This window comes from Vibrio sp. 10N.286.55.E10 (assembly GCF_002872555.1).
Lineage (GTDB): Bacteria > Pseudomonadota > Gammaproteobacteria > Enterobacterales > Vibrionaceae > Vibrio > Vibrio crassostreae.
The window spans coordinates 16,410-35,875 of sequence record NZ_MCSD01000061.1 but is presented as its reverse complement, the minus strand read 5'-3'; the positions used below and the strand labels follow the sequence as shown (position 1 = coordinate 35,875).

Sequence of the window (19,466 nt, the reverse complement as noted above, 5' to 3'; positions counted from 1 at the left end):
CCTTATCTTTCTACTAGGCCAAGCGTATGACGCAAAAGTGGACCTTTAAGTGGTGGAAGGTTATCTATTACGGCTAACCCAAGATTACGCCCAATGCGAGCGGTCATAAAATCGTTTGAGAACAGGTGAACTAGGCTTGAAGTCAACGTGATCGTTGCGTCTCTATCTTGTTCTCTACGTTTTCTAAAGTTAACAAGACCACGGTAACGACCCACATCATCCAACTGAGTACACAACTCTTCTGCCAAGGAAGCCACGTCTCGGATACCTAGGTTAAAGCCTTGCCCCGCAATGGGGTGAAGCGTTTGAGCAGCATTACCAACAATGGCAAATCGATGAGAGATATTTTGCTGTCGGTGACGAAGAATCAGTGGATAGCTCGCACGCTTGCCGACTTTCTCTAATCGGCCAAGTCGCCAACCAAAATCGCTCTGAAGCTGCTCAAGGAATTCGTCGTCGTTAAAAGCCATAACTTTATCGATTTGCTCCGGCGGTAAACACCAAACCAGAGACAAACGGTTATCACTCATCGGCAATAGAGCGACTGGCCCATGATGGGTAAAGCGCTCAAATGCGCGACCTTGATGGGGTTCGCTCGCCACGATATTGGCAATCACAGCAACCTGTTCAAAGTCATGTTCATTCAGTGGGATATTGAGTTGCTGACAACAGGTTGAGATTGCACCGTCAGCCGCAACCAGTAACTTAGTCGTTATGGTTTGCCCACTGTTGAGTTCGATAGTTGTCAGTGACTCACTTCGCTCAACTTTCGCTACCGAGTCCGGACACAACATCGTAATTGCCGCTTCTGATTCCAGCTTCTGCTGATAAATTCGACCAACATCGGCTAACTCGACTACATAGCCAAGTGCATCTACAGCCAGTTCTTCACTATAGATATCCGTCATCCCTGCATGCCCACGATCCGATACATGGATATCTTTAATCGGGGTCGCTACCGGAGCGATAGATTGCCACAGGTGCAGAGAGTCAAGGATCTGTACCGTGCCATAAGACAAAGCGATCGAACGAGAATCAAACCCAGGATGAGCTTGATGATCAACCTGATAAGGCTCAACCACCGCAATCGACAACGAGCCTTGGCTTAGGCGGTTCAGAGCAAGGGCTAACGTCGCCCCCGCCATTGCACCACCAGCAATTACAACATCATATTGAGCCATCATAACCTCAAACCGACAAACGATTAGTGAATGGTTGGCGCCGCATCTTCAGATGGGCGTGCACCAAATTCAGCATGAATCGTTAATGCACACGCTTTTACGTGCTCAATAACGTGCTCTAGAAGTTGTGCTTGTTCTTCCAGATCATCTTCTTCATCAATGCCTAGCTTTGCCATCTCTTCAAGATCAGCCAACGCTTCTTTCGTGCCTTCAGACGCTTTGTTCAATTGAGCGCCAACAAGACCTAAACCAGAGATGAAATGGTTAATCCAATCAGACACACCGTCAGCCAAGTCAAACAGGCTTGCGCTTGCGTCTTCGTCAGGCAGCAACATAGACAATTCCATGCCTGAACCTGTGATTTCACTGGTCGTTACTTTCAATGTCGCTTCCGCTAGCGTTAACGCGCGATCTGGCCAGCCCATACCTTCGTTGGTGTAATCAAAGATCAGCGGTTGCCAACTCTTATCTGCTAGGCTTAAGCCTCCGCTTAACATACCCGTTAATAAACCATGCATCTCAGCAGGGGTTACGGCTAAACTTGCCGATTGAAGTTCAGTCGCAACCGTTAGGTAATCAGGTAAAGTAGTTTCGCTCATCAGATAGCTCGCTCAGTTATTCTTTATATCGATAGTATAATCGTACCACTTCACCCCAATTCTGGTAAGCATCGATCCCCAGCAATTGAAGGATGACTGACTACCAATTGTTCAATTTGCTGAATTACTGTGTGCTCAAGCTCTCATTTACAAACAGTCACTCTGAAAAGCTTGAATCTTAATAGCGGTTTACCTATAGTTTCTCCCTCAGAGGAGATTGCTTCCTCATCGGTACTTGCACTTTTTCTTTCTCAAAAAATGGCGAAGGGCAATAGCCTTAAAATAGCGCGTTAAAGAGTTCATCCATCATGAGTAATCAAGCGGTAGACGTTGAAATATTAGGAAAACTGACTCGAGTGAATTGTCCACCAGGGCAAGAAGAGTCATTGATTGCAGCGGCGGCCGATCTTGATAATCGATTGAAAGAGATGGCTGAACGTACTAAGGTAACCAATGAAGTGAAGCTGCTGACTATCGCAGCTCTGAATATTTGCTACGAATTACAAACCAAGAAGTTTGAAGCAAATGATGAACAAAACGCACTGACCGAGCGAATGGAACAGCTCACGACATCACTTTCAGATGTCCTCAGTAAAGTTAAGCACGGACAGCAATAGCGTACACAAAATTTACCCTGGAGTGTTTGTCAGAGGATTCACGTCCCCGAGCCGATAAGCAATCCCTAAGGGTTAGTACTTGAGTGCTATTGAGCATGCTCGGTCCGCCGAGAAGCCTACGGTAATCATTGCTGATCCGCCTTGAACTCGCTGGTTCAAGGGCCATCTATTCTCAACGGCACTTTGGGGTATCCCTTCTTATGAAGACGCTCACACGCAGCGAATTTCGCAAACAGATCCGTATCAAACGCAATGCCTTATCTGGCGACCAGCAAACTCAATCCGGTATAGACTTAGTTAAGCAGTGTTCTCAGCTCAATGAGATTCAGTCAGCTCAACATATTGCCCTCTACATCTCTATCGATGGCGAACTCGATACCCAGCCTTTGATCGAATGGTTATGGGCGCAAGGTAAGCAAACTTATTTACCAGTATTACACCCCTTCTCTGCCGGACACCTGTTGTTTCTACATTATTCTCCAACCACACCCACTGTTTTGAATAAGTACGGAATCGTTGAACCCCAACTTAATCAAATGCTGGTTAAACCTTGCCAGCAACTCGATCTCATTCTTACACCCCTTGTCGGCTTTGACTCTCATGGCCATCGTTTAGGTATGGGCGGCGGATATTACGATCGCACCTTGGCGAAGTGGTTCGAAACGGGCGAAGGCGCAACTCCTATTGGTTTGGCTCATGATTGCCAACATGTTGATACCCTACCGATTGAAGAATGGGACATTCCGTTACCTAAAATCGTGACTCCAAGTAAAACTTGGCAATGGGAAAACAACCATTAAAGCGCTATAATCGCGCCGCAAACGTTAACCTCGATATATAAACGTTAACTTCAATACGCGAACGATTAATTCAAAGCGCAAGACCTTATTCAGGAGAATGGCATGACTCAAGATGAAATGAAAAAAGCAGCTGGCTGGGCAGCACTTCAATATGTTGAAGAAGGCAGCATTGTAGGTGTAGGTACTGGCTCAACAGTAAATCACTTCATCGACGCACTTGGCACAATGAAAGACAAAATCAAAGGTGCGGTTTCAAGCTCTGTAGCCTCTACTGAAAAACTAGAAGCACTAGAAATCAAAGTATTTGAGTGCAACGACGTATTCAAGTTAGACATCTATGTTGATGGTGCAGACGAAATTAACGCTTCACGCGATATGATCAAAGGCGGCGGCGCTGCTTTGACTCGTGAAAAAATCGTAGCGGCTATCTCTGATAAGTTTGTGTGTATTGTTGACGGTACTAAAGCAGTTGATGTGTTGGGCAAATTCCCACTGCCTGTTGAAGTAATCCCAATGGCACGTTCGTACGTTGCTCGTGAGTTAGTTAAGCTTGGTGGTGACCCAGTTTACCGCGAAGGCTGCACAACCGATAATGGCAACGTGATCCTAGATGTGTACGGCATGGCGATCGAAAACCCGAAACAACTAGAAGATATCATCAATGGTATTGCTGGTGTGGTGACGGTTGGTCTGTTCGCTCATCGTGGCGCTGATGTGGTTATCACTGGCACGCCTGAAGGTGCAAAAATCGAAGAATAAATAATGGAAGATTGAGTTTTTCTGTTACTTCATTACATACGGTGCCCTAGGGCGCCGTTTTTTTTGCTTTATTGCTGTAAAATTATGTCTTATTCCGTAATTTTCTTACCCAAAACATTTTTTTTTTGTTACTTTATTGTTCAGAAGACGCACAGGGAAAACGTTTGTCTCCTAACAAAGTGGTGAATTTGTTCCCCTTTCAGCCATTTTGTAGCACGTGCGCCGCATTTGCCCAACCTTTCCATTTTAAGGACGAGAACAATGGCCAAAGTTTCACTGGAAAAAGAAAAAATAAAAATTCTACTTCTAGAAGGTCTTCACCCTTCTTCTGTAGAAGTACTGCAAGCCGCTGGTTACACAAACATTGAGTACCACAAAGGCTCGCTACCGGAAGATGAACTTCTTGAAGCAGTTAAAGATGCTCACTTCATTGGTATTCGTTCTCGCACTAACATCTCCCAAGAAGTTATTGATGCAGCTGAAAAACTGGTTGCCGTTGGTTGTTTCTGTATTGGTACTAATCAAGTCAACCTTCAAGCAGCAGCAAAACGCGGTATCCCTGTGTTCAACGCACCGTTCTCAAACACTCGAAGCGTTGCTGAACTTGTTCTTGGCCAGGTTTTACTACTACTACGTGGCATTCCAGAAAAGAACGCTCTTGCTCACCGTGGCATCTGGAAAAAGAGTGCAGACAACTCTTACGAAGCCCGTGGTAAGCGTTTAGGTATTATTGGCTACGGTCACATAGGTACTCAACTGGGTATTATTGCTGAAAACCTTGGCATGCGTGTTTACTTCTACGACATTGAAAACAAACTGTCTTTGGGTAACGCAACGCAAGTTCATACCATGACCGAACTGCTGAATAAGTGTGATGTGATCTCTTTACACGTCCCTGAAACCAACGAAACAAAAGACATGATGGGTAAAGAAGAGTTCGAGCGCATGAAGCCTGGTTCTATCTTTATCAATGCAGCACGTGGCACAGTGGTAGACATTCCTGCTCTGTGTGGCGCTCTAGATTCTGGTCACCTTGCAGGTGCAGCGATCGACGTTTTCCCAACAGAACCCAAAACCAATGCAGACCCGTTTGAGTCGCCATTGATGCAGTTCGACAACGTGATTCTTACACCTCACGTAGGTGGTTCAACTCAGGAAGCACAAGAGAATATCGGTGTTGAAGTGGCTGGCAAGCTAGCGAAATACTCTGATAACGGTTCTACGCTATCAAGTGTTAACTTCCCAGAGGTATCTCTACCGCTACACACGGGCACGTCTCGTTTGCTGCACATTCACGAAAACCGCCCAGGTATCCTAACTCAGATCAACACCATCTTCGCTGAAGAAGGCATTAACATCGCGGGTCAGTACCTACAGACTGCGGCTGATATGGGTTATGTAGTTATCGATGTAGAAGCGGATCGTTCAGAAGAAGCACTGCTTAAACTGAAAGAGATCGAAGGCACAATCCGTGCTCGTTTACTTCACTAATCATCGAACTCGATATTAGTAAAAACAAAAAGGCTCTCATTATGAGAGCCTTTTTAGTATTTGGCCTATCGTAGGTAATTAGATCACCATGATCCAAAAGCCTCTATAGCGCTATCTTATTCTTCGATCTGGTAGATCACATTAACACGATCGCGAATGGTGATCGTTGAGTCTTCATAAGAGTTCGACTCTGTTCTCGCATCCATCGCCATTGAACGCATTAACACAGGCTGAGAAGATTGTGCGTTGTAATCAACACGCCAAACATCACCCAACTCACGCTCAAACCCACTCGCTAATGATTTAGCTTTCGATCGCGCATCCTTGATGGCTTCTAAGCGCGCTTGCTCTTGATACTTGGCTTGATCTCGAACTTGAAGCTGAATGTTGTCGATCTGATTAATGCCTTCTCCAATCGCAATATCCATGTACTCATTAAGATTAGCTAGCTCAGTCACTTGAACGGTCACATTACGTGAAGCGCGGTAGCCAACCAGTTCCGGTTTGCCATCTTTCGGGTAGTGATATTGAGGAGATAGATACAGGTTTGAGCTATGAACACTCGCCTCATCAACACCTGCTTGATGCAACTTATTTAGAAAGCCTGTCACGACTTTATCAACGGTATTTTTAGCCTGTTCAGCAGTCATCGTCGATTCCACGACTCTCACAGAGAATGTCGCCATATCAGGTGTCGCGATCACTTCACCATAGCCTGTCGTTGAAATATGAGGAAAGGATGGAGAATCTGCCAATGATGGAAAACTCACAGCACTCAACGCCGCAGTAAGAGTAAGAGACGTTGCTAACATCTTTGGTACAAGCTTCATTAGGTATGACCTATGCTAAACAAATGTACTTTCATCATAGAGCAATTTATCGTTTAGCCAATCCAGAGCACGCACTTCTAACAGAACTTTGACGCTGAAAAAATCAACAGCTTACTGAGGCAAGTGATTGTGAGCAAAACTTAATACCGCTTGGGATATCTCTTTTAACACCCCACTCTCGAGCTGCCAATGGTGCCAATAAATGCGATAAGACAGCAGAAAGCCAGGGGTAATGTCAATAAGATCACCAGACTCTAGCTCATCGATAATCTGCAATCGAGGAATCAAGCAATAGGCAACACCCGACAACGCTAAACGCACAAATGCTTCCGAGCTGCCGACAGTATGATTAATCACACTGTCTCTCGGGACGTTAAAATGATCATGCAAAAACTTCTTATGCAGGTCATCGTATTGATCATAGGAAACCGCAGGCGCCTTGCTTAACGTGGCGTAATTTACGCCCTCTGAAAAGTAACGCTGATGAAAATCAGGGCTAGCCACGCAAACATAATCCATCCTACCGAGATAATCGGCACTGCAGCCTGGAATCGCTTGAGACTCCAAACTGATTGCACCGGCCACCTCGCCACTTTTTATCTTTTCAATGGTTCTCGACTCACCATGAATCGCGAGGTTCAACTCGACTTGGCGAGATTTCATCACATCCGACAAAGCCGGTAGCAGCCATGTCGCCAAACTATCAGCGTTGGTGGCTATGGATATCGATAGTGGCTGAGTTCCCTCTTCATTCATCAACTCAGGCACAAGTTCGTGCTCTAACAAACGAACACGACGATATAAGCCCAGTAATTTTTTACCCGCAGGCGTTGGCCTAGGCGGGCTTTCTCTCACTAAGGCAGGCTGAGCCAACCACTTTTCCAGCTGTTTGATGCGCTGAGATACCGCCGACTGGGAGATATATAACTGCTCAGCAGCCCTTTCGAAGCTACGTTGTTTTACTACGGCATCCAGTGCTTCTATCCACTTATAATCCAATCCACGCATCAATTTGCTTCCTTTTTAAGCTAACTCAATGCCACATTAGCAACTCTAATAATAGATTAAAATCATTAATTATACTTATTTAAAGGGTCGGAGTATCTTCGCCATATAGCACGTAAATATCGTTAAATAAGTGGAGGTTAAAATGAGTTTTTGGGTTTTATTACAAGGTTTTGGTCTAGGGGCAAGCATGATTATCCCTATTGGCGCTCAGAATGCGTACGTCCTAAATCAAGGGATAAAGCGCAACCACCATTTAACCACTGCAACAATCTGTAGCCTGCTCGACACTCTGTTTATCTCATTGGGTATCTTTGGTGGCGGTGCGATTCTGTCGCAAAATGAATTGCTACTCACCTCGGTCACGTTAGGCGGCATCGCTTTTCTAACCGTGTATGGTTTGTTATCACTACGCAGTGCCTTTAAAGCGCCCTCAAGCGAGGAGTCAAAAGGAGAGATACTGGCTCGTGGTAAGCGCACCGTTATTTTGGGCGCATTGGCGGTTACTGTGTTAAACCCACATCTCTACTTAGATACGGTGGTGATTCTTGGGTCGATTGGCGGGCAGTTTGAAGGTAACGACAGAATTGCTTTTGCTATGGGAACCATCTTGGCTTCATTTGTTTGGTTTTACTCTTTGTCACTGGGCGCGGCAAAGCTAGGCCCAACGCTATCTAAACCGAATGTTAAGAAAGGCATTGATATCGCTGTAGCAACTATGATGTTCGCAATTGCTGCTGTGCTTACCAATGGACTGGTTGAGCAATACTGGTAAGCAATTAAAGAACAAAGACTGTCGACCAAGCCAAAGATGACATCAGTAACTCATTAATATAATGAGTTACGCTAGAATGACTCGAATTTTACTGTTAAGTTCACTCAGCGCAGCTTCAAGGCTTGGTTCCGGTTGGCTCAAGTGATTTATCAAGGTCATGAAATAGCTATCCATAATCAATGGCATTTTTTCAGAAATAGATGCATCGACATTAACAGTCTGAAAGAGTGCCTGATCAAAGGTACGGTAATAGTCTAGATCCCAAATGACCTCTTTGAGTAACGCTCGACTTAACTCAACATTATCAAAATAATAGCTGTAGTAGTGTCCAATTAGCGAGATACCGATATCCACAGCACGTTTATCTTGCTCAGCCGCTAACACCTCCTGACCAATCTTTTCCAACTGCGATAGCATTCCTTCTCGAAGAATAGTCAGCTTGGTTTCAAAATGACTAAACACCGTGCCATCTGCCACACCCGCGTGGCGAGCGATCTGTCGAGTTGTGGTGTTGTCATAACCATTTTCCCCAAACAACTCCCAAGCAGACGCTAAGATCTTCTGTTTCGTTATCTCTCTCTTACTCACGAAAATACATCCTTCTCTAATCAAGCTTGATCATACTCTTAGTGCTCTAATTTGACAAATTGAGCGCGCTCAATTATAAAAATGAGCGCGCTCAATTTAACTTTGGAGATACGGACATGATGAATATATTAAACCGACTGGGACAAGTGCTGATTTTTCTGCCCACGATCTTTTGCTTCTCTTATCTACTTCGACCGCTACTGATGATGATTCTGATTCCTGGCGGTTTATGTTTATTGGCTATTTTGGGAGGACAAGAAGTAAGAAAGCCCTTATATGCGATGTTAAAAACATCGTTGTGGCCGACGTCGAGTAGAACACGAAATAGGGATATACAAAGAAAAGAAGCTAAGCAGTAACAACAACTAACGAGTAAAAGGAATGATATTGAAGACAACAAAAAAGGCGGATAACCTAAGTTATCCGCCTTTTTATTCAACTTGTCGAAGCTTTATTAGCCCTCAACTTTGTTCATGTGAACATCCATTTGTGGGAATGGAATTTCGATACCTTCTTTATCCAAGCCTTCTTTGATTGCTTGCATCAGGTCGAAGTAAACATTCCAGTACTCTGCGGTGCTAACCCATGGGCGAACCACGAAGTTAACAGAAGAGTCAGCAAGTGTGTGAACACCCACTTGAACGCCTGGTTCTTTCAACACGCGCTCGTCAGATTCACAGATCTTAGTCAGAAGTTCTTTGGTCTTTTGTAGATCAGCACCGTAAGAAACACCGATCATTAGGTCGATACGACGTGTGTCATGACGAGAGTAGTTAGTAATTGGGCTACCAATAACGCTACCGTTTGGTACCACTACCATTTTGTTATCTGGCGTTGTTAGAACCGTTTGGAAGATCTGAATTGAATCCACTGAACCTGCTACACCACCAATTTCCACATAGTCACCAGACTTAAATGGACGGAATGCAACGATAAGTACACCAGCAGCAAAGTTAGATAGTGAGCCTTGTAATGCAAGACCAACGGCTAAACCAGCCGCACCAATAACAGCAACTACAGATGCCGTTTGAACACCTAATCGACCTAGTGCAGCAATTAAAACAATAACAAACAATAGGTAGCGAACTAAGCCGTGAATAAATTCCACAACCGCTCGGTCCATTTTCTTCTTCTGAAGAACCTTAGACACGCTATTCGCTACTGCTTTAACAATAAGGTTACCAATAAATAGAATTATCAGTGCTGAAATGATATTTACGCCATATTGGATAAATAAATCTGAATTATTTGTTAACCACTGCTCTGCTTGAGACAAACCATCCACAAGTGGAGTCTCAACCGCTGTCGAACTCTCAGCCATAATGTGCATCCTCTATATAATATGCTATGGGCTAAACTGCCTTAAGCCTAATTTACTCTACAATATAATAAACAGTTTAATGACCGTTAAGTCATTGTGTTCAAAGTAAATTAAAGCCAAGTCCTTTTTATAAACTGAACCAAGTTCAGTTTTTCGGCACGATATCCTATCTTTGACAGATTGCAAAGTCATATTTATGTAAGCTTTTGAATTATTGAAACTTACCAATAAATACAAATACCGATAACTCAATCCTAGGAAATTTATTCACCACACGCTAGGTTTTTCACATATTTAATACAAGTTTTTATCAGACATAAAAAAACCCGCTCAATGAGCGGGTTTTTAAAACTTAAAGAGTACTTAATTCAAAGAATTATAGTACGTCGATAGCGTTAAGGTCAGCAAATGCTTTCTCAAGACGAGTAACCATTGAAGCTTGACCAGCACGTAGCCATACGCGTGGATCGTAGAACTTCTTGTTTGGTTGGTCTTCGCCTTTAGGGTTACCGATTTGACCTTGTAGGTAATCGAAGTTTTCAGCAGAGTAAGTACGGATACCATCCCAAGTTGCCCACTGTGTATCAGTATCGATGTTCATTTTAATAACACCGTAGCCGATAGACTCTTGGATTTCTGCTTCAGAAGAACCAGAACCACCGTGGAATACGAAGTTTAGAGCGTTAGGTGCAATACCGAACTTCTCTGCACAGTATGCTTGAGAGTCACGTAGGATAGTTGGAGTAAGTACAACGTTACCAGCTTGGTAAACACCGTGTACGTTACCGAAAGAAGCCGCGATAGTGAAACGAGGGCTAACTGCGTTTAGGATTTCGTAAGCGTAAGCTACATCTTCAGGAGAAGTGTAAAGCTCAGATGCGTCCATATCAGAGTTATCAACGCCATCTTCTTCACCACCAGTACAACCTAGTTCGATTTCTAGAGTCATGTTCATTTTAGCCATGCGCTCTAGGTACTTAGCACATGTTTCGATGTTCTCTTCTAGAGACTCTTCAGAAAGATCGATCATGTGAGAAGAGAAAAGAGGCTTACCAGTTTGTGCGAAGAACTCTTCACCAGCGTCTAGTAGACCGTCGATCCATGGAAGAAGTTTCTTAGCAGCGTGGTCAGTGTGCAGGATAACTGGAACACCGTAAGACTCAGCAACAGCGTGTACGTATTTTGCACCAGCAACAGCGCCAAGGATTTGTGCGCCTTGACCTTCAAGTTTAACGCCTTTACCAGCGAAGAAACCAGCACCGCCGTTAGAGAACTGAACAACAACAGGAGCTTTAACTTTAGCAGCTGCTTCTAGAACACCGTTGATTGAATCAGTGTTAACAACGTTTACAGCAGGAAGTGCAAACTTGTTCTCTTTTGCGATTTCAAATACTTTCTGTACGTCATCGCCAGAAATTACACCAGGTTTTACAAAATCGAAGATCTTAGACATGGAAATAGTCCTATTTATTCTATCGTTTTAAGATTAAAAAACTTAAGTTCAAAAACTTGCAATCGTTTGCTCACAACTTATGTCATTCTAGCAAAAAAGTGTGATATGCAGCAAACGTTAAAAGGCGAGATTCACATCTCGCCTTTCTAAATCAATTATGCTTTAGCACGCTCTTCAAGCATTGCTACTGCAGGAAGTACTTTACCTTCAACGAATTCAAGGAAAGCGCCACCGCCAGTAGAGATGTAAGAAACGTCAGCTTTGATACCGAACTTGTCGATAGCTGCTAGCGTGTCACCACCACCTGCTACAGAGAAGCCTGCAGACTCAGCGATTGCTTTAGAGATACCAGCTGTACCCGCTTCGAAGTTTTTGAATTCGAATACGCCTACAGGGCCGTTCCAAAGGATAGTTTTAGCGTTGCCGATGATTTCAGCTAGTGCCGCAGTTGAATCTGGACCAAGGTCGAAGATCATGTCGTCGTCTTGAACTTCAGAAACGTGCTTGATTTCAGCTTCTGCGTTTTCGTCGAATGCTTTAGCACATGCAACGTCAGTCGCTACTGGGATAGCACACTCTTTCATTAGTTTTTGAGCCGTTTCAACTAGGTCAGCTTCGTATAGAGACTTACCTACGTTGTGGCCTTCAGCAGCGATGAATGTGTTCGCGATACCACCACCAACAACAAGCTGGTCAGCAATTTTAGAAAGAGATTCTAGAACTGTTAGTTTAGTAGAAACCTTAGAACCACCAACGATAGCCACTAGTGGGCGAGCTGGGTTGTCCATTGCTTTACCAAGCGCTTCAAGCTCAGCAGCTAGAAGAGGGCCAGCACATGCTACAGGAGCGTAAGTACCAACACCGTGTGTAGAAGCTTGAGCACGGTGAGCTGTACCGAATGCATCCATTACGAAGATGTCACATAGTGCAGCGTATTGCTTAGAAAGCGCTTCTTCGTTCTTCTTTTCGCCTTTGTTAAAGCGAACGTTTTCAAGAACAACAAGTTCACCAGCGTTTAGCTCTAGGCCGTTTACGTAATCTTTAGCTAGTTTAACTTCGCAGTCTAGTGCGTCGTTTAGGTAATTAACTACAGGAGCTAGAGAGAACTCTTCGTTATATTCGCCTTCAGTAGGACGACCAAGGTGAGAAGTAACCATTACCTTTGCGCCAGCTTCTAGGCAAAGTTTGATAGTTGGTAGAGATGCAAGGATACGTGCATCTGAAGTTACTTTACCGTCTTTTACTGGTACGTTTAGGTCAGCACGGATAAATACGCGTTTACCTGCAAGTTCCAGGTCAGTCATCTTGATCACAGACATGATTTGTCCTCTCAAATTTAAATAAATATAAAGTTTTGGAAACTCAGCAACCCTGCTAAGCCTATAAATTATTCAACTGGTAATTCTTTCACTACCAATAATATGTGGACTCTTAGTATTTATTTCAAGCTAAAAAATAAATAATCCGCACATTTGCTTCTAGGTCTTACTTCTTGCCTTCAGAAGCTTGCATTGCAAGAACCGTATCTAGCATTCGGTTCGCAAAGCCCCATTCATTGTCACACCACACTAGCATTTTAACTAAGTGGCCGTTGCTCACTCGAGTTTGTGAACCATCAACGATTGCGCTATGGGGATCGTGATTAAAGTCGATGGAAACGAGCGGCGCTTCAGTATAGTCAACTATATTGTGTAATGTACACTGGGATGCATTAACAATGGTTTGATTTACGTCATTAACTTTCACATTTGCATTAATTGTGACACTTAAATCCATCGCTGTTACGTTTACCGTCGGCACACGCACAGATATAGCTTCAAATTTGTTGGAAAATTTCGGGAAGATTCTTTCAATACCTTTATGCAACTTGGTATCGACAGGAATGATCGATTGGCTTGCCGCTCGAGTACGACGCAAATCGCTGTGGTACGCATCGATAACTTGTTGATCATTCATTGAAGAGTGAATAGTCGTAATAGTACCGGACTCAATACCAAAGGCGTCATCAAGAACCTTAATGATAGGGACAATACAGTTGGTGGTGCATGAGCCATTGGAAACGATTCGGTGGTCCGCTTCAATGGTATCGTGATTCACACCATAGATAATGGTGTTATCGAGGTCATTGGCACCAGGGTGAGAAAACAGTACCTTTTTTGCCCCAGCAGCAATGTGCGCTAGGCCGTCATCTCGGCAACCATAAACTCCGGTACAGTCGAGAACAATATCCACTTCTAGGTCACGCCAAGGCAACAGCTCAATATCAGCAAGATGTAAGATACGAATGGTATCGAACTCACCTTTATCTTCCGCACCAATGCCGTGATGGACATAGATGTGCTCTTGATCGTTGGAGATTTTCTTGCCGAAGCGGCCGTGACTAGTGTCGTATTGCAATAGATGAGCCATAGCGTCAGGCTGAGCAAGCTCATTAACAGCTACTACTTTGATTTGTTGGCTTTTGCCACTTTCATAGACAGCGCGTAATACATTACGCCCTATTCTTCCAAATCCGTTTATCGCGACTTTTAGCATAGTTCCGTACATCTAACCAAAATTTCGTGCAACAGATGATAACTGAATCCTACCCAAAAGGCATTACTTGAATAACGCCGTTTAGTTAAGACAGGTTAATCTGTTGCTTGTAGAGATAAGCCTAGAAGAAACAAATCCCAGATACAAAAAACCGAGCTCAGCGCTCGGTTTTTTCCTTCATTTAACTGTTAGCACAAGGCCATCAGTCAATGATTAAGCAAGAAGCTCTTTCGCTGTGTTTACTACGTTTTCAGTAGTGAAACCGAACATCTTGAATAGCTCACCTGCTGGTGCAGATTCGCCGAACGTTGTCATACCGATGATCTTGCCACCGAAGCCAACGTATTTGTACCAGAAGTCAGCGATGCCAGCTTCTACTGCGATACGCGCTGTAACGTCAGATGGAAGTACAGACTCACGGTATTCAGCGTCTTGCTTGTCGAACGCGTCAGTTGCAGGCATAGATACTACGCGTACTGCTTTACCTTCAGCGGTTAGTTGTGCAGCAGCTTCAACTGCAAGCTCAACTTCAGAACCAGTTGCAATGATGATTAGCTCTGGCTTGCCTTCACAATCTTTCAGGATGTAACCACCCTTAGCGATGTTAGCAACTTGCTCAGCATTACGATCTTGTTGTGCAAGGTTTTGACGAGAGAAGATTAGAGATGAAGGACCATCTTTACGCTCAATAGCCAGTTTCCAAGCAACAGCAGACTCAACTTGGTCACATGGACGCCATGTGCTCATGTTTGGAGTCAGACGTAGAGAAGCGATCTGCTCAACCGGTTGGTGAGTAGGGCCATCTTCGCCTAAGCCGATAGAATCGTGCGTGTAAACTTGGATGTTCTGAACTTTCATCAGAGCAGCCATACGCATTGCGTTACGCGCGTATTCCATGAACATTAGGAACGTTGCGCCGTATGGCACGAAACCACCGTGCAGAGCGATACCGTTCATGATAGCCGTCATACCGAATTCACGTACACCGTAATGGATGTAGTTACCAGAGAAGTCAGTTGCTTCAAGAGACTTAGAACCAGACCACATAGTCAGGTTAGAAGGCGCAAGGTCAGCAGAGCCGCCCATGAATTCTGGAAGCATTTGACCAAACGCTTCTAGTGCGTTTTGAGATGCTTTACGTGAAGCGATGTTTGCTGGGTTAGCTTGAAGATCAGCAATGATTGCGTTTGCTTTCTCTTCCCACTCAGCGGGTAGCTCGCCGTTAGTACGACGTTTGAATTCAGCTGCTAGCTCTGGGTAAGCCGCTGCGTATGCGTCAAACTTCGCGTTCCACGCTGCTTCTTTCGCTGCGCCTGCTTCTTTCGCATTCCACTCAGCTGCGATATCTGCTGGGATTTCGAAAGGACCGTGTTCCCAACCCAATGCTGCTTTAGTTGCTGTGATTTCATCAGCACCTAGTGGAGCACCGTGACAGTCATGCGTACCCGCTTTGTTTGGAGAACCAAAACCGATGATAGTTTTAGTACAGATAAGCGTAGGACGAGGATCCGCTTTAGCCGCTTCAATCGCTGCGTTGATAGCGTCAGAGTCGTGACCATCTACTGCTGGGATTACGTGCCAGCCGTATGCTTCAAAACGCTTAGGTGTATCGTCAGAGAACCAACCTTCAACTTCACCATCGATAGAGATGCCGTTGTCATCCCAGAAAGCAACCAGCTTACCAAGACCTAGCGTACCTGCTAGAGAACATGCTTCGTGAGAGATACCTTCCATCAGACAGCCATCACCCATGAATGCATAAGTGTAGTGGTCTACGATGTCGTGGCCTTCTTTGTTGAACTGTGCCGCCAGTGCTTTCTCAGCCATTGCCATACCAACAGCGTTAGTGATGCCTTGACCTAGAGGACCAGTCGTTGTTTCGATACCAGGAGCGTAACCGTACTCAGGGTGACCTGGAGTCTTAGAGTGCAGTTGACGGAAGTTTTTCAGGTCTTCAATTGAAAGCTCGTAACCTGCAAGGTGAAGCAGAGAATAAATCAACATTGAACCATGGCCGTTAGACAGAATAAAACGGTCGCGGTCAGCCCATTCTGGGTTTGCTGGGTTGTGGTTCAAGTGGCCACGCCAAAGAACCTCAGCGATGTCAGCCATGCCCATAGGTGCGCCTGGGTGGCCTGAATTTGCTTGTTGAACACCGTCCATGCTAAGTGCGCGGATTGCATTGGCTAGATCTTTACGAGAAGGCATGTCTGCTCCTGGATACATAAGCGATTTAAAAAAGAGATAATTGCTAAAGTTTTCATTTTTATTAGCGCGGGTATTCTCTCAAACGACTATTGCGACTGCAAACGTTTTACTGGCATTTTAACTGTCATTTTTCGCAATTTTCGAACATTTACATCACTTAGCAGTGGCTTATCTCGATCGATACGCAAACGATTAGTTATGACATATCATAAAAAAGAGCTTGTAATTCGACCGCTGGAATTTAGAATAGCCGTCTAGATGTAGAAACACCTACAAAATATACTGTATTTAATGGCGGCGCTTCCTAGCTTGCGACGCCATAAACTATTTACACCAAAAACTTAAAAGTGGAGCTCTCATGGCTAAGCACCTATTCACTTCTGAATCTGTTTCAGAAGGTCATCCAGATAAAATTGCAGACCAAATCTCTGATGCTGTTCTTGATGCCATCTTGGAACAAGATCCAAAAGCACGTGTTGCTTGTGAGACTTACGTTAAAACCGGCATGGTTATGGTTGGCGGTGAAGTGACAACGTCTGCATGGGTTGATATCGAAGAAATCACTCGTGAAACAGTACGTGAAATTGGTTACGTTCATTCTGATATGGGCTTTGACGCTGACTCTTGTGCTGTTCTAAACACAATTGGTAAGCAGTCTCCAGACATCAACCAAGGTGTTGATAAAGAAGACCCTAAAGAGCAAGGCGCAGGCGACCAAGGTATCATGTTTGGTTACGCGACTAACGAAACTCCTATCCTAATGCCAGCTCCAATTACTTACTCTCACCTTCTTGTTAAGAAGCAAGCTGAAGTACGTAAGAGCGGCAAACTTGACTTCCTTCGCCCAGATGCGAAATCTCAAGTTACTTTCCAATACGACCAAGGTAAGATCGTTGGTATCGATGCTGTTGTTCTTTCTACTCAACACTGTGATTCAGTAACAACGCCTGACCTACGCGAAGCAGTAATGGAAGAAATCATCAAGCCAGTACTTCCTGCTGAGTGGATCAACAAAGATACTAACTTCTTCATCAACCCAACAGGCCGTTTCGTAATCGGTGGCCCAATGGGTGACTGTGGTTTAACTGGTCGTAAGATCATCGTTGATACCTACGGCGGCGCAGCTCGTCACGGTGGCGGTGCATTCTCAGGTAAAGATCCATCAAAAGTTGACCGTTCTGCAGCTTACGCGGCTCGTTACGTTGCGAAAAACATCGTTGCTGCTGGCATGGCTGATCGTTGTGAGATTCAACTGTCTTACGCTATTGGTGTTGCTGATCCAACATCTATCATGGTTGAAACGTTCGGTACTGAGAAAGTAGCGCACGAAATCATCATTGAAGCAGTTCGTCAAAACTTCGACCTACGTCCATACGGCCTTCAAGAGATGCTGAACCTTCTTCAGCCTATCTACAAGCAAACTGCTGCATACGGCCACTTCGGTCGTGAAGAGTTCCCTTGGGAAGCGACTGACAAAGCAGCAATCCTTGCGGACTTCGCTGGCCTAAAATAATTTAGCCACTGCGATTTGTTTCTTTAAAGCCCTTACTGCTTAGTAAGGGCTTTATTTTTATGTACTTACCGAACTTTCACTCACAATACCCTTCTCCAACGCCCTTCTTTACCGTTAACCACTTAGTATAAAAAGCCGCTGATAATTTGTGTTTTCTAGCACTACTGACAATAGTTAAGGTAACTCCTAGGCGATCAAGCTCACATTTAACTTAAATTAATTCAGTCTGATAACGCTCGTTAAATGCACGCTAGAACAATAACTGGGATGACAAAGAGCAATTTAGCTCAAACACCATAACTCTCACACAAGCCACATCGATGAGCCTTATGGAATTATAACTAGGACGTTATTTAACTAGGGGGATCTATGCCTCGTACCGCGCACCCATCCGAACTGAACGATAAAAAACACAAGGTCAGCGATAAGGATTACGCTCGCACCATTCCTTGCAACCAAATCAGTATTTCCGCACCCTTTCATTGGTTGTCGCTTGCTCTGCATGACTTAGTAAGAATGCCATTAATCAGCGCATTTTACGGATTGTGCTTTATGGGAGCAGCAATTGCGATTGTTCAACTTGTCCAATGGCAAGGAACACACTTAGTCGTGATGCCAAGCCTGATCGTGTACATGCTGATAGGGCCGTTTCTTGCCCTAGGCTTGTATGACGCAGCTTGGGAAAGAGAAAAAGGCCATAACGCCAGCCTACTCCACTCAATGAAAGCCATCACTCGCAACTCCACCCACCAATGGGCCTTTGCGATTGTGTTGATGGTTGCGATGATATTCTGGATGCGTATCGCTGCGTTATTGCACGCGCTCTACCCTTCAGTGCAAGGCGCACCATTGGCTGAGTTCGCTCCCTTCTTAATTACGGGTTCTGTGATTGGTTTTGTTATCGCAAGCCTCATATTTAGCATCTCAGCATTTTCAATTCCGTTAATGATGGAGAGACGCGTTGATGTGATGAGTGCGATTTTCACTAGCTTTAATGCCGTGAAATCGAACATTCCTGCAATGGTGGTTTGGGCAAGTATTATTTGTGCCGGTATTCTGGTGGGTTTTGCCACCTACGGCATCGGAATGATCGTCACCATGCCGCTACTTGGTTATGGTACATGGCACGCTTATCACGAGATCATTAAGAAAAAACATCACGTGTAAAGCATCGCTAGATCAACAAGCAATGTTATGATGAGGCCTTGGCTTAAACGCTGAGGCCTTTTATTTGGAGTTAACAACGTTTGTCTTACACCCCGCAACAACATCGAGCAAATAAGAAATTGGCCGAGTGCCTAGCTATCGCAAATCAACATTTCTCTCGTGAATTTCCACACCCAACTATCACCTTCAAGTTAAGAGGTAAAGCGGCGGGAAAGGCCTACCTTCAGCTCAACGAAATTAAGCTCAACCACGTACTATTTTCTGAAAATGAAGACGCCTTCATCAACGAAGTTGTGCCGCATGAGCTCGCACACCTAATCACGCATCAGATTTTCGGACGTGTTAGGCCTCACGGAAACGAGTGGAAATACGTGATGGAAAAGGTATTCAACGTTCCAGCCAAAACAACTCACAGCTTTGAAATCGCTTCAGTTCAAGGGAAAACCTTTGAATATAGATGTGAGTGCACCACTTACCCATTATCAATCAGACGACACAATAAAGTGCTTCGAAATCAATCGACCTATCGCTGCCAGCAGTGCTATCAAACCTTATCCTTCACAGGCACACAGCTCAGCTAAAGTCCTAGACTCGCACCTATTCGATTTGGTAACCCCATCCTTT

Annotated in this window: 18 protein-coding genes and 1 other RNA gene; 9 read left to right on the top strand and 10 right to left on the bottom strand. The window is 44.5% G+C overall.

Going from position 1 to position 19,466, the window contains the following annotated elements:
• Nucleotides 1-2: 2 nt before the first annotated feature.
• Together ubiH and BCV39_RS22750 are read right to left on the bottom strand one after the other, a co-directional pair.
• Nucleotides 3-1,181 (bottom strand): 2-octaprenyl-6-methoxyphenyl hydroxylase, encoded by a 1,179-nt coding sequence (ubiH, locus tag BCV39_RS22755; RefSeq protein WP_102431720.1) that lies wholly within the window; start codon nucleotides 1,179-1,181, stop codon nucleotides 3-5.
• Nucleotides 1,182-1,204: 23 nt separating this feature from the next.
• Nucleotides 1,205-1,780: a YecA family protein gene (locus BCV39_RS22750; RefSeq protein ID WP_048664485.1), complete on the bottom strand. Its 576-nt coding sequence runs from the start codon at nucleotides 1,778-1,780 to the stop codon at nucleotides 1,205-1,207.
• 308 nt (nucleotides 1,781-2,088) lie between these two features.
• Between BCV39_RS22750 and zapA the strand changes: the two genes are divergently transcribed.
• The 5 genes from zapA to serA all read left to right on the top strand — a co-directional run bounded on the left by zapA (nucleotide 2,089) and on the right by serA (nucleotide 5,447).
• Nucleotides 2,089-2,397 (top strand): cell division protein ZapA, encoded by a 309-nt coding sequence (zapA, locus tag BCV39_RS22745; RefSeq protein ID WP_004735366.1) that lies wholly within the window; start codon nucleotides 2,089-2,091, stop codon nucleotides 2,395-2,397.
• 11 nt (nucleotides 2,398-2,408) lie between these two features.
• A non-coding RNA gene (gene ssrS / locus BCV39_RS22740) (6S RNA) lies at nucleotides 2,409-2,591 on the top strand.
• 6 nt (nucleotides 2,592-2,597) lie between these two features.
• Nucleotides 2,598-3,197, top strand: coding sequence for a 5-formyltetrahydrofolate cyclo-ligase (locus BCV39_RS22735; protein ID WP_102431719.1), 600 nt, complete (start codon nucleotides 2,598-2,600; stop codon nucleotides 3,195-3,197).
• A gap of 102 nt (nucleotides 3,198-3,299) precedes the next feature.
• A complete protein-coding gene (gene rpiA, locus BCV39_RS22730; protein WP_048605825.1) occupies nucleotides 3,300-3,956 on the top strand; it encodes a ribose-5-phosphate isomerase RpiA in 657 nt (218 codons plus the stop codon).
• Nucleotides 3,957-4,217: 261 nt separating this feature from the next.
• A complete protein-coding gene (gene serA / locus BCV39_RS22725; protein ID WP_055319631.1) occupies nucleotides 4,218-5,447 on the top strand; it encodes a phosphoglycerate dehydrogenase in 1,230 nt (409 codons plus the stop codon).
• A 116-nt stretch (nucleotides 5,448-5,563) separates the two neighbouring features.
• Here the strand turns inward: serA and BCV39_RS22720 are convergent, their stop codons facing one another.
• Both BCV39_RS22720 and BCV39_RS22715 read right to left on the bottom strand, forming a co-directional pair.
• Nucleotides 5,564-6,277 (bottom strand): oxidative stress defense protein, encoded by a 714-nt coding sequence (locus BCV39_RS22720; protein WP_057622276.1) that lies wholly within the window; start codon nucleotides 6,275-6,277, stop codon nucleotides 5,564-5,566.
• Nucleotides 6,278-6,388: 111 nt separating this feature from the next.
• On the bottom strand, nucleotides 6,389-7,285 hold the full coding sequence (locus BCV39_RS22715) for a LysR family transcriptional regulator ArgP (RefSeq protein WP_102431718.1): 897 nt from the start codon (nucleotides 7,283-7,285) through the stop codon (nucleotides 6,389-6,391).
• A gap of 142 nt (nucleotides 7,286-7,427) precedes the next feature.
• Here BCV39_RS22715 and BCV39_RS22710 point away from each other — a divergent pair, with 142 nt between their 5' ends.
• Nucleotides 7,428-8,057 carry a LysE/ArgO family amino acid transporter gene (locus BCV39_RS22710; RefSeq protein WP_102431279.1) on the top strand — a complete coding sequence of 210 codons (630 nt, stop codon included), beginning with the start codon at nucleotides 7,428-7,430 and terminating at the stop codon, nucleotides 8,055-8,057.
• 66 nt (nucleotides 8,058-8,123) lie between these two features.
• Here the strand turns inward: BCV39_RS22710 and BCV39_RS22705 are convergent, their stop codons facing one another.
• From BCV39_RS22705 to tkt, 6 genes are all read right to left on the bottom strand, one after another.
• Complete coding sequence (locus BCV39_RS22705) at nucleotides 8,124-8,645, bottom strand: TetR/AcrR family transcriptional regulator (RefSeq protein ID WP_102431280.1); 522 nt, start codon at nucleotides 8,643-8,645, stop codon at nucleotides 8,124-8,126.
• A 454-nt stretch (nucleotides 8,646-9,099) separates the two neighbouring features.
• A complete protein-coding gene (gene mscS, locus BCV39_RS22695; RefSeq protein WP_102431282.1) occupies nucleotides 9,100-9,966 on the bottom strand; it encodes a small-conductance mechanosensitive channel MscS in 867 nt (288 codons plus the stop codon).
• A 376-nt stretch (nucleotides 9,967-10,342) separates the two neighbouring features.
• Entirely contained in the window at nucleotides 10,343-11,419 is a 1,077-nt protein-coding gene (gene fbaA, locus BCV39_RS22690) for a class II fructose-bisphosphate aldolase (protein WP_060982706.1), read from the bottom strand.
• 155 nt (nucleotides 11,420-11,574) lie between these two features.
• The gene (locus BCV39_RS22685; RefSeq protein WP_017059064.1) at nucleotides 11,575-12,738 is read right to left on the bottom strand and encodes a phosphoglycerate kinase; all 1,164 of its coding nucleotides are present in this window, start codon (nucleotides 12,736-12,738) and stop codon (nucleotides 11,575-11,577) included.
• A gap of 166 nt (nucleotides 12,739-12,904) precedes the next feature.
• Entirely contained in the window at nucleotides 12,905-13,954 is a 1,050-nt protein-coding gene (gene epd / locus BCV39_RS22680; protein ID WP_065675480.1) for an erythrose-4-phosphate dehydrogenase, read from the bottom strand.
• A gap of 213 nt (nucleotides 13,955-14,167) precedes the next feature.
• Nucleotides 14,168-16,162 (bottom strand): transketolase, encoded by a 1,995-nt coding sequence (gene tkt / locus BCV39_RS22675; RefSeq protein WP_048605833.1) that lies wholly within the window; start codon nucleotides 16,160-16,162, stop codon nucleotides 14,168-14,170.
• A 358-nt stretch (nucleotides 16,163-16,520) separates the two neighbouring features.
• Between tkt and metK the strand changes: the two genes are divergently transcribed.
• The 3 genes from metK (at nucleotide 16,521) to BCV39_RS22660 (ending at nucleotide 19,423) form a co-directional block, all read left to right on the top strand.
• Nucleotides 16,521-17,675, top strand: a complete 1,155-nt coding sequence (gene metK, locus BCV39_RS22670) for a methionine adenosyltransferase (RefSeq protein ID WP_017062234.1) — start codon at nucleotides 16,521-16,523, stop codon at nucleotides 17,673-17,675.
• 369 nt (nucleotides 17,676-18,044) lie between these two features.
• Nucleotides 18,045-18,842, top strand: a complete 798-nt coding sequence (locus BCV39_RS22665) for a DUF2189 domain-containing protein (protein ID WP_017067802.1) — start codon at nucleotides 18,045-18,047, stop codon at nucleotides 18,840-18,842.
• Nucleotides 18,843-18,922: 80 nt separating this feature from the next.
• On the top strand, nucleotides 18,923-19,423 hold the full coding sequence (locus tag BCV39_RS22660; RefSeq protein ID WP_102431283.1) for a SprT family zinc-dependent metalloprotease: 501 nt from the start codon (nucleotides 18,923-18,925) through the stop codon (nucleotides 19,421-19,423).
• Nucleotides 19,424-19,466 lie beyond the last annotated feature (43 nt).

Bases quoted from the DNA above. Each gene is read 5' to 3' on its own strand.
- ubiH (WP_102431720.1), bottom strand. From the start codon at position 1,181: ATGGCTCAATATGATGTTGTAATTGCTGGTGGTGCAATGGCGGGGGCG.
- BCV39_RS22750 (WP_048664485.1), bottom strand. From the start codon at position 1,780: ATGAGCGAAACTACTTTACCTGATTACCTAACGGTTGCGACTGAACTT.
- zapA (WP_004735366.1), top strand. From the start codon at position 2,089: ATGAGTAATCAAGCGGTAGACGTTGAAATATTAGGAAAACTGACTCGA.
- BCV39_RS22735 (WP_102431719.1), top strand. From the start codon at position 2,598: ATGAAGACGCTCACACGCAGCGAATTTCGCAAACAGATCCGTATCAAA.
- rpiA (WP_048605825.1), top strand. From the start codon at position 3,300: ATGACTCAAGATGAAATGAAAAAAGCAGCTGGCTGGGCAGCACTTCAA.
- serA (WP_055319631.1), top strand. From the start codon at position 4,218: ATGGCCAAAGTTTCACTGGAAAAAGAAAAAATAAAAATTCTACTTCTA.
- BCV39_RS22720 (WP_057622276.1), bottom strand. From the start codon at position 6,277: ATGAAGCTTGTACCAAAGATGTTAGCAACGTCTCTTACTCTTACTGCG.
- BCV39_RS22715 (WP_102431718.1), bottom strand. From the start codon at position 7,285: ATGCGTGGATTGGATTATAAGTGGATAGAAGCACTGGATGCCGTAGTA.
- BCV39_RS22710 (WP_102431279.1), top strand. From the start codon at position 7,428: ATGAGTTTTTGGGTTTTATTACAAGGTTTTGGTCTAGGGGCAAGCATG.
- mscS (WP_102431282.1), bottom strand. From the start codon at position 9,966: ATGGCTGAGAGTTCGACAGCGGTTGAGACTCCACTTGTGGATGGTTTG.
- fbaA (WP_060982706.1), bottom strand. From the start codon at position 11,419: ATGTCTAAGATCTTCGATTTTGTAAAACCTGGTGTAATTTCTGGCGAT.
- BCV39_RS22685 (WP_017059064.1), bottom strand. From the start codon at position 12,738: ATGTCTGTGATCAAGATGACTGACCTGGAACTTGCAGGTAAACGCGTA.
- epd (WP_065675480.1), bottom strand. From the start codon at position 13,954: ATGCTAAAAGTCGCGATAAACGGATTTGGAAGAATAGGGCGTAATGTA.
- tkt (WP_048605833.1), bottom strand. From the start codon at position 16,162: ATGCCTTCTCGTAAAGATCTAGCCAATGCAATCCGCGCACTTAGCATG.
- metK (WP_017062234.1), top strand. From the start codon at position 16,521: ATGGCTAAGCACCTATTCACTTCTGAATCTGTTTCAGAAGGTCATCCA.
- BCV39_RS22665 (WP_017067802.1), top strand. From the start codon at position 18,045: ATGCCTCGTACCGCGCACCCATCCGAACTGAACGATAAAAAACACAAG.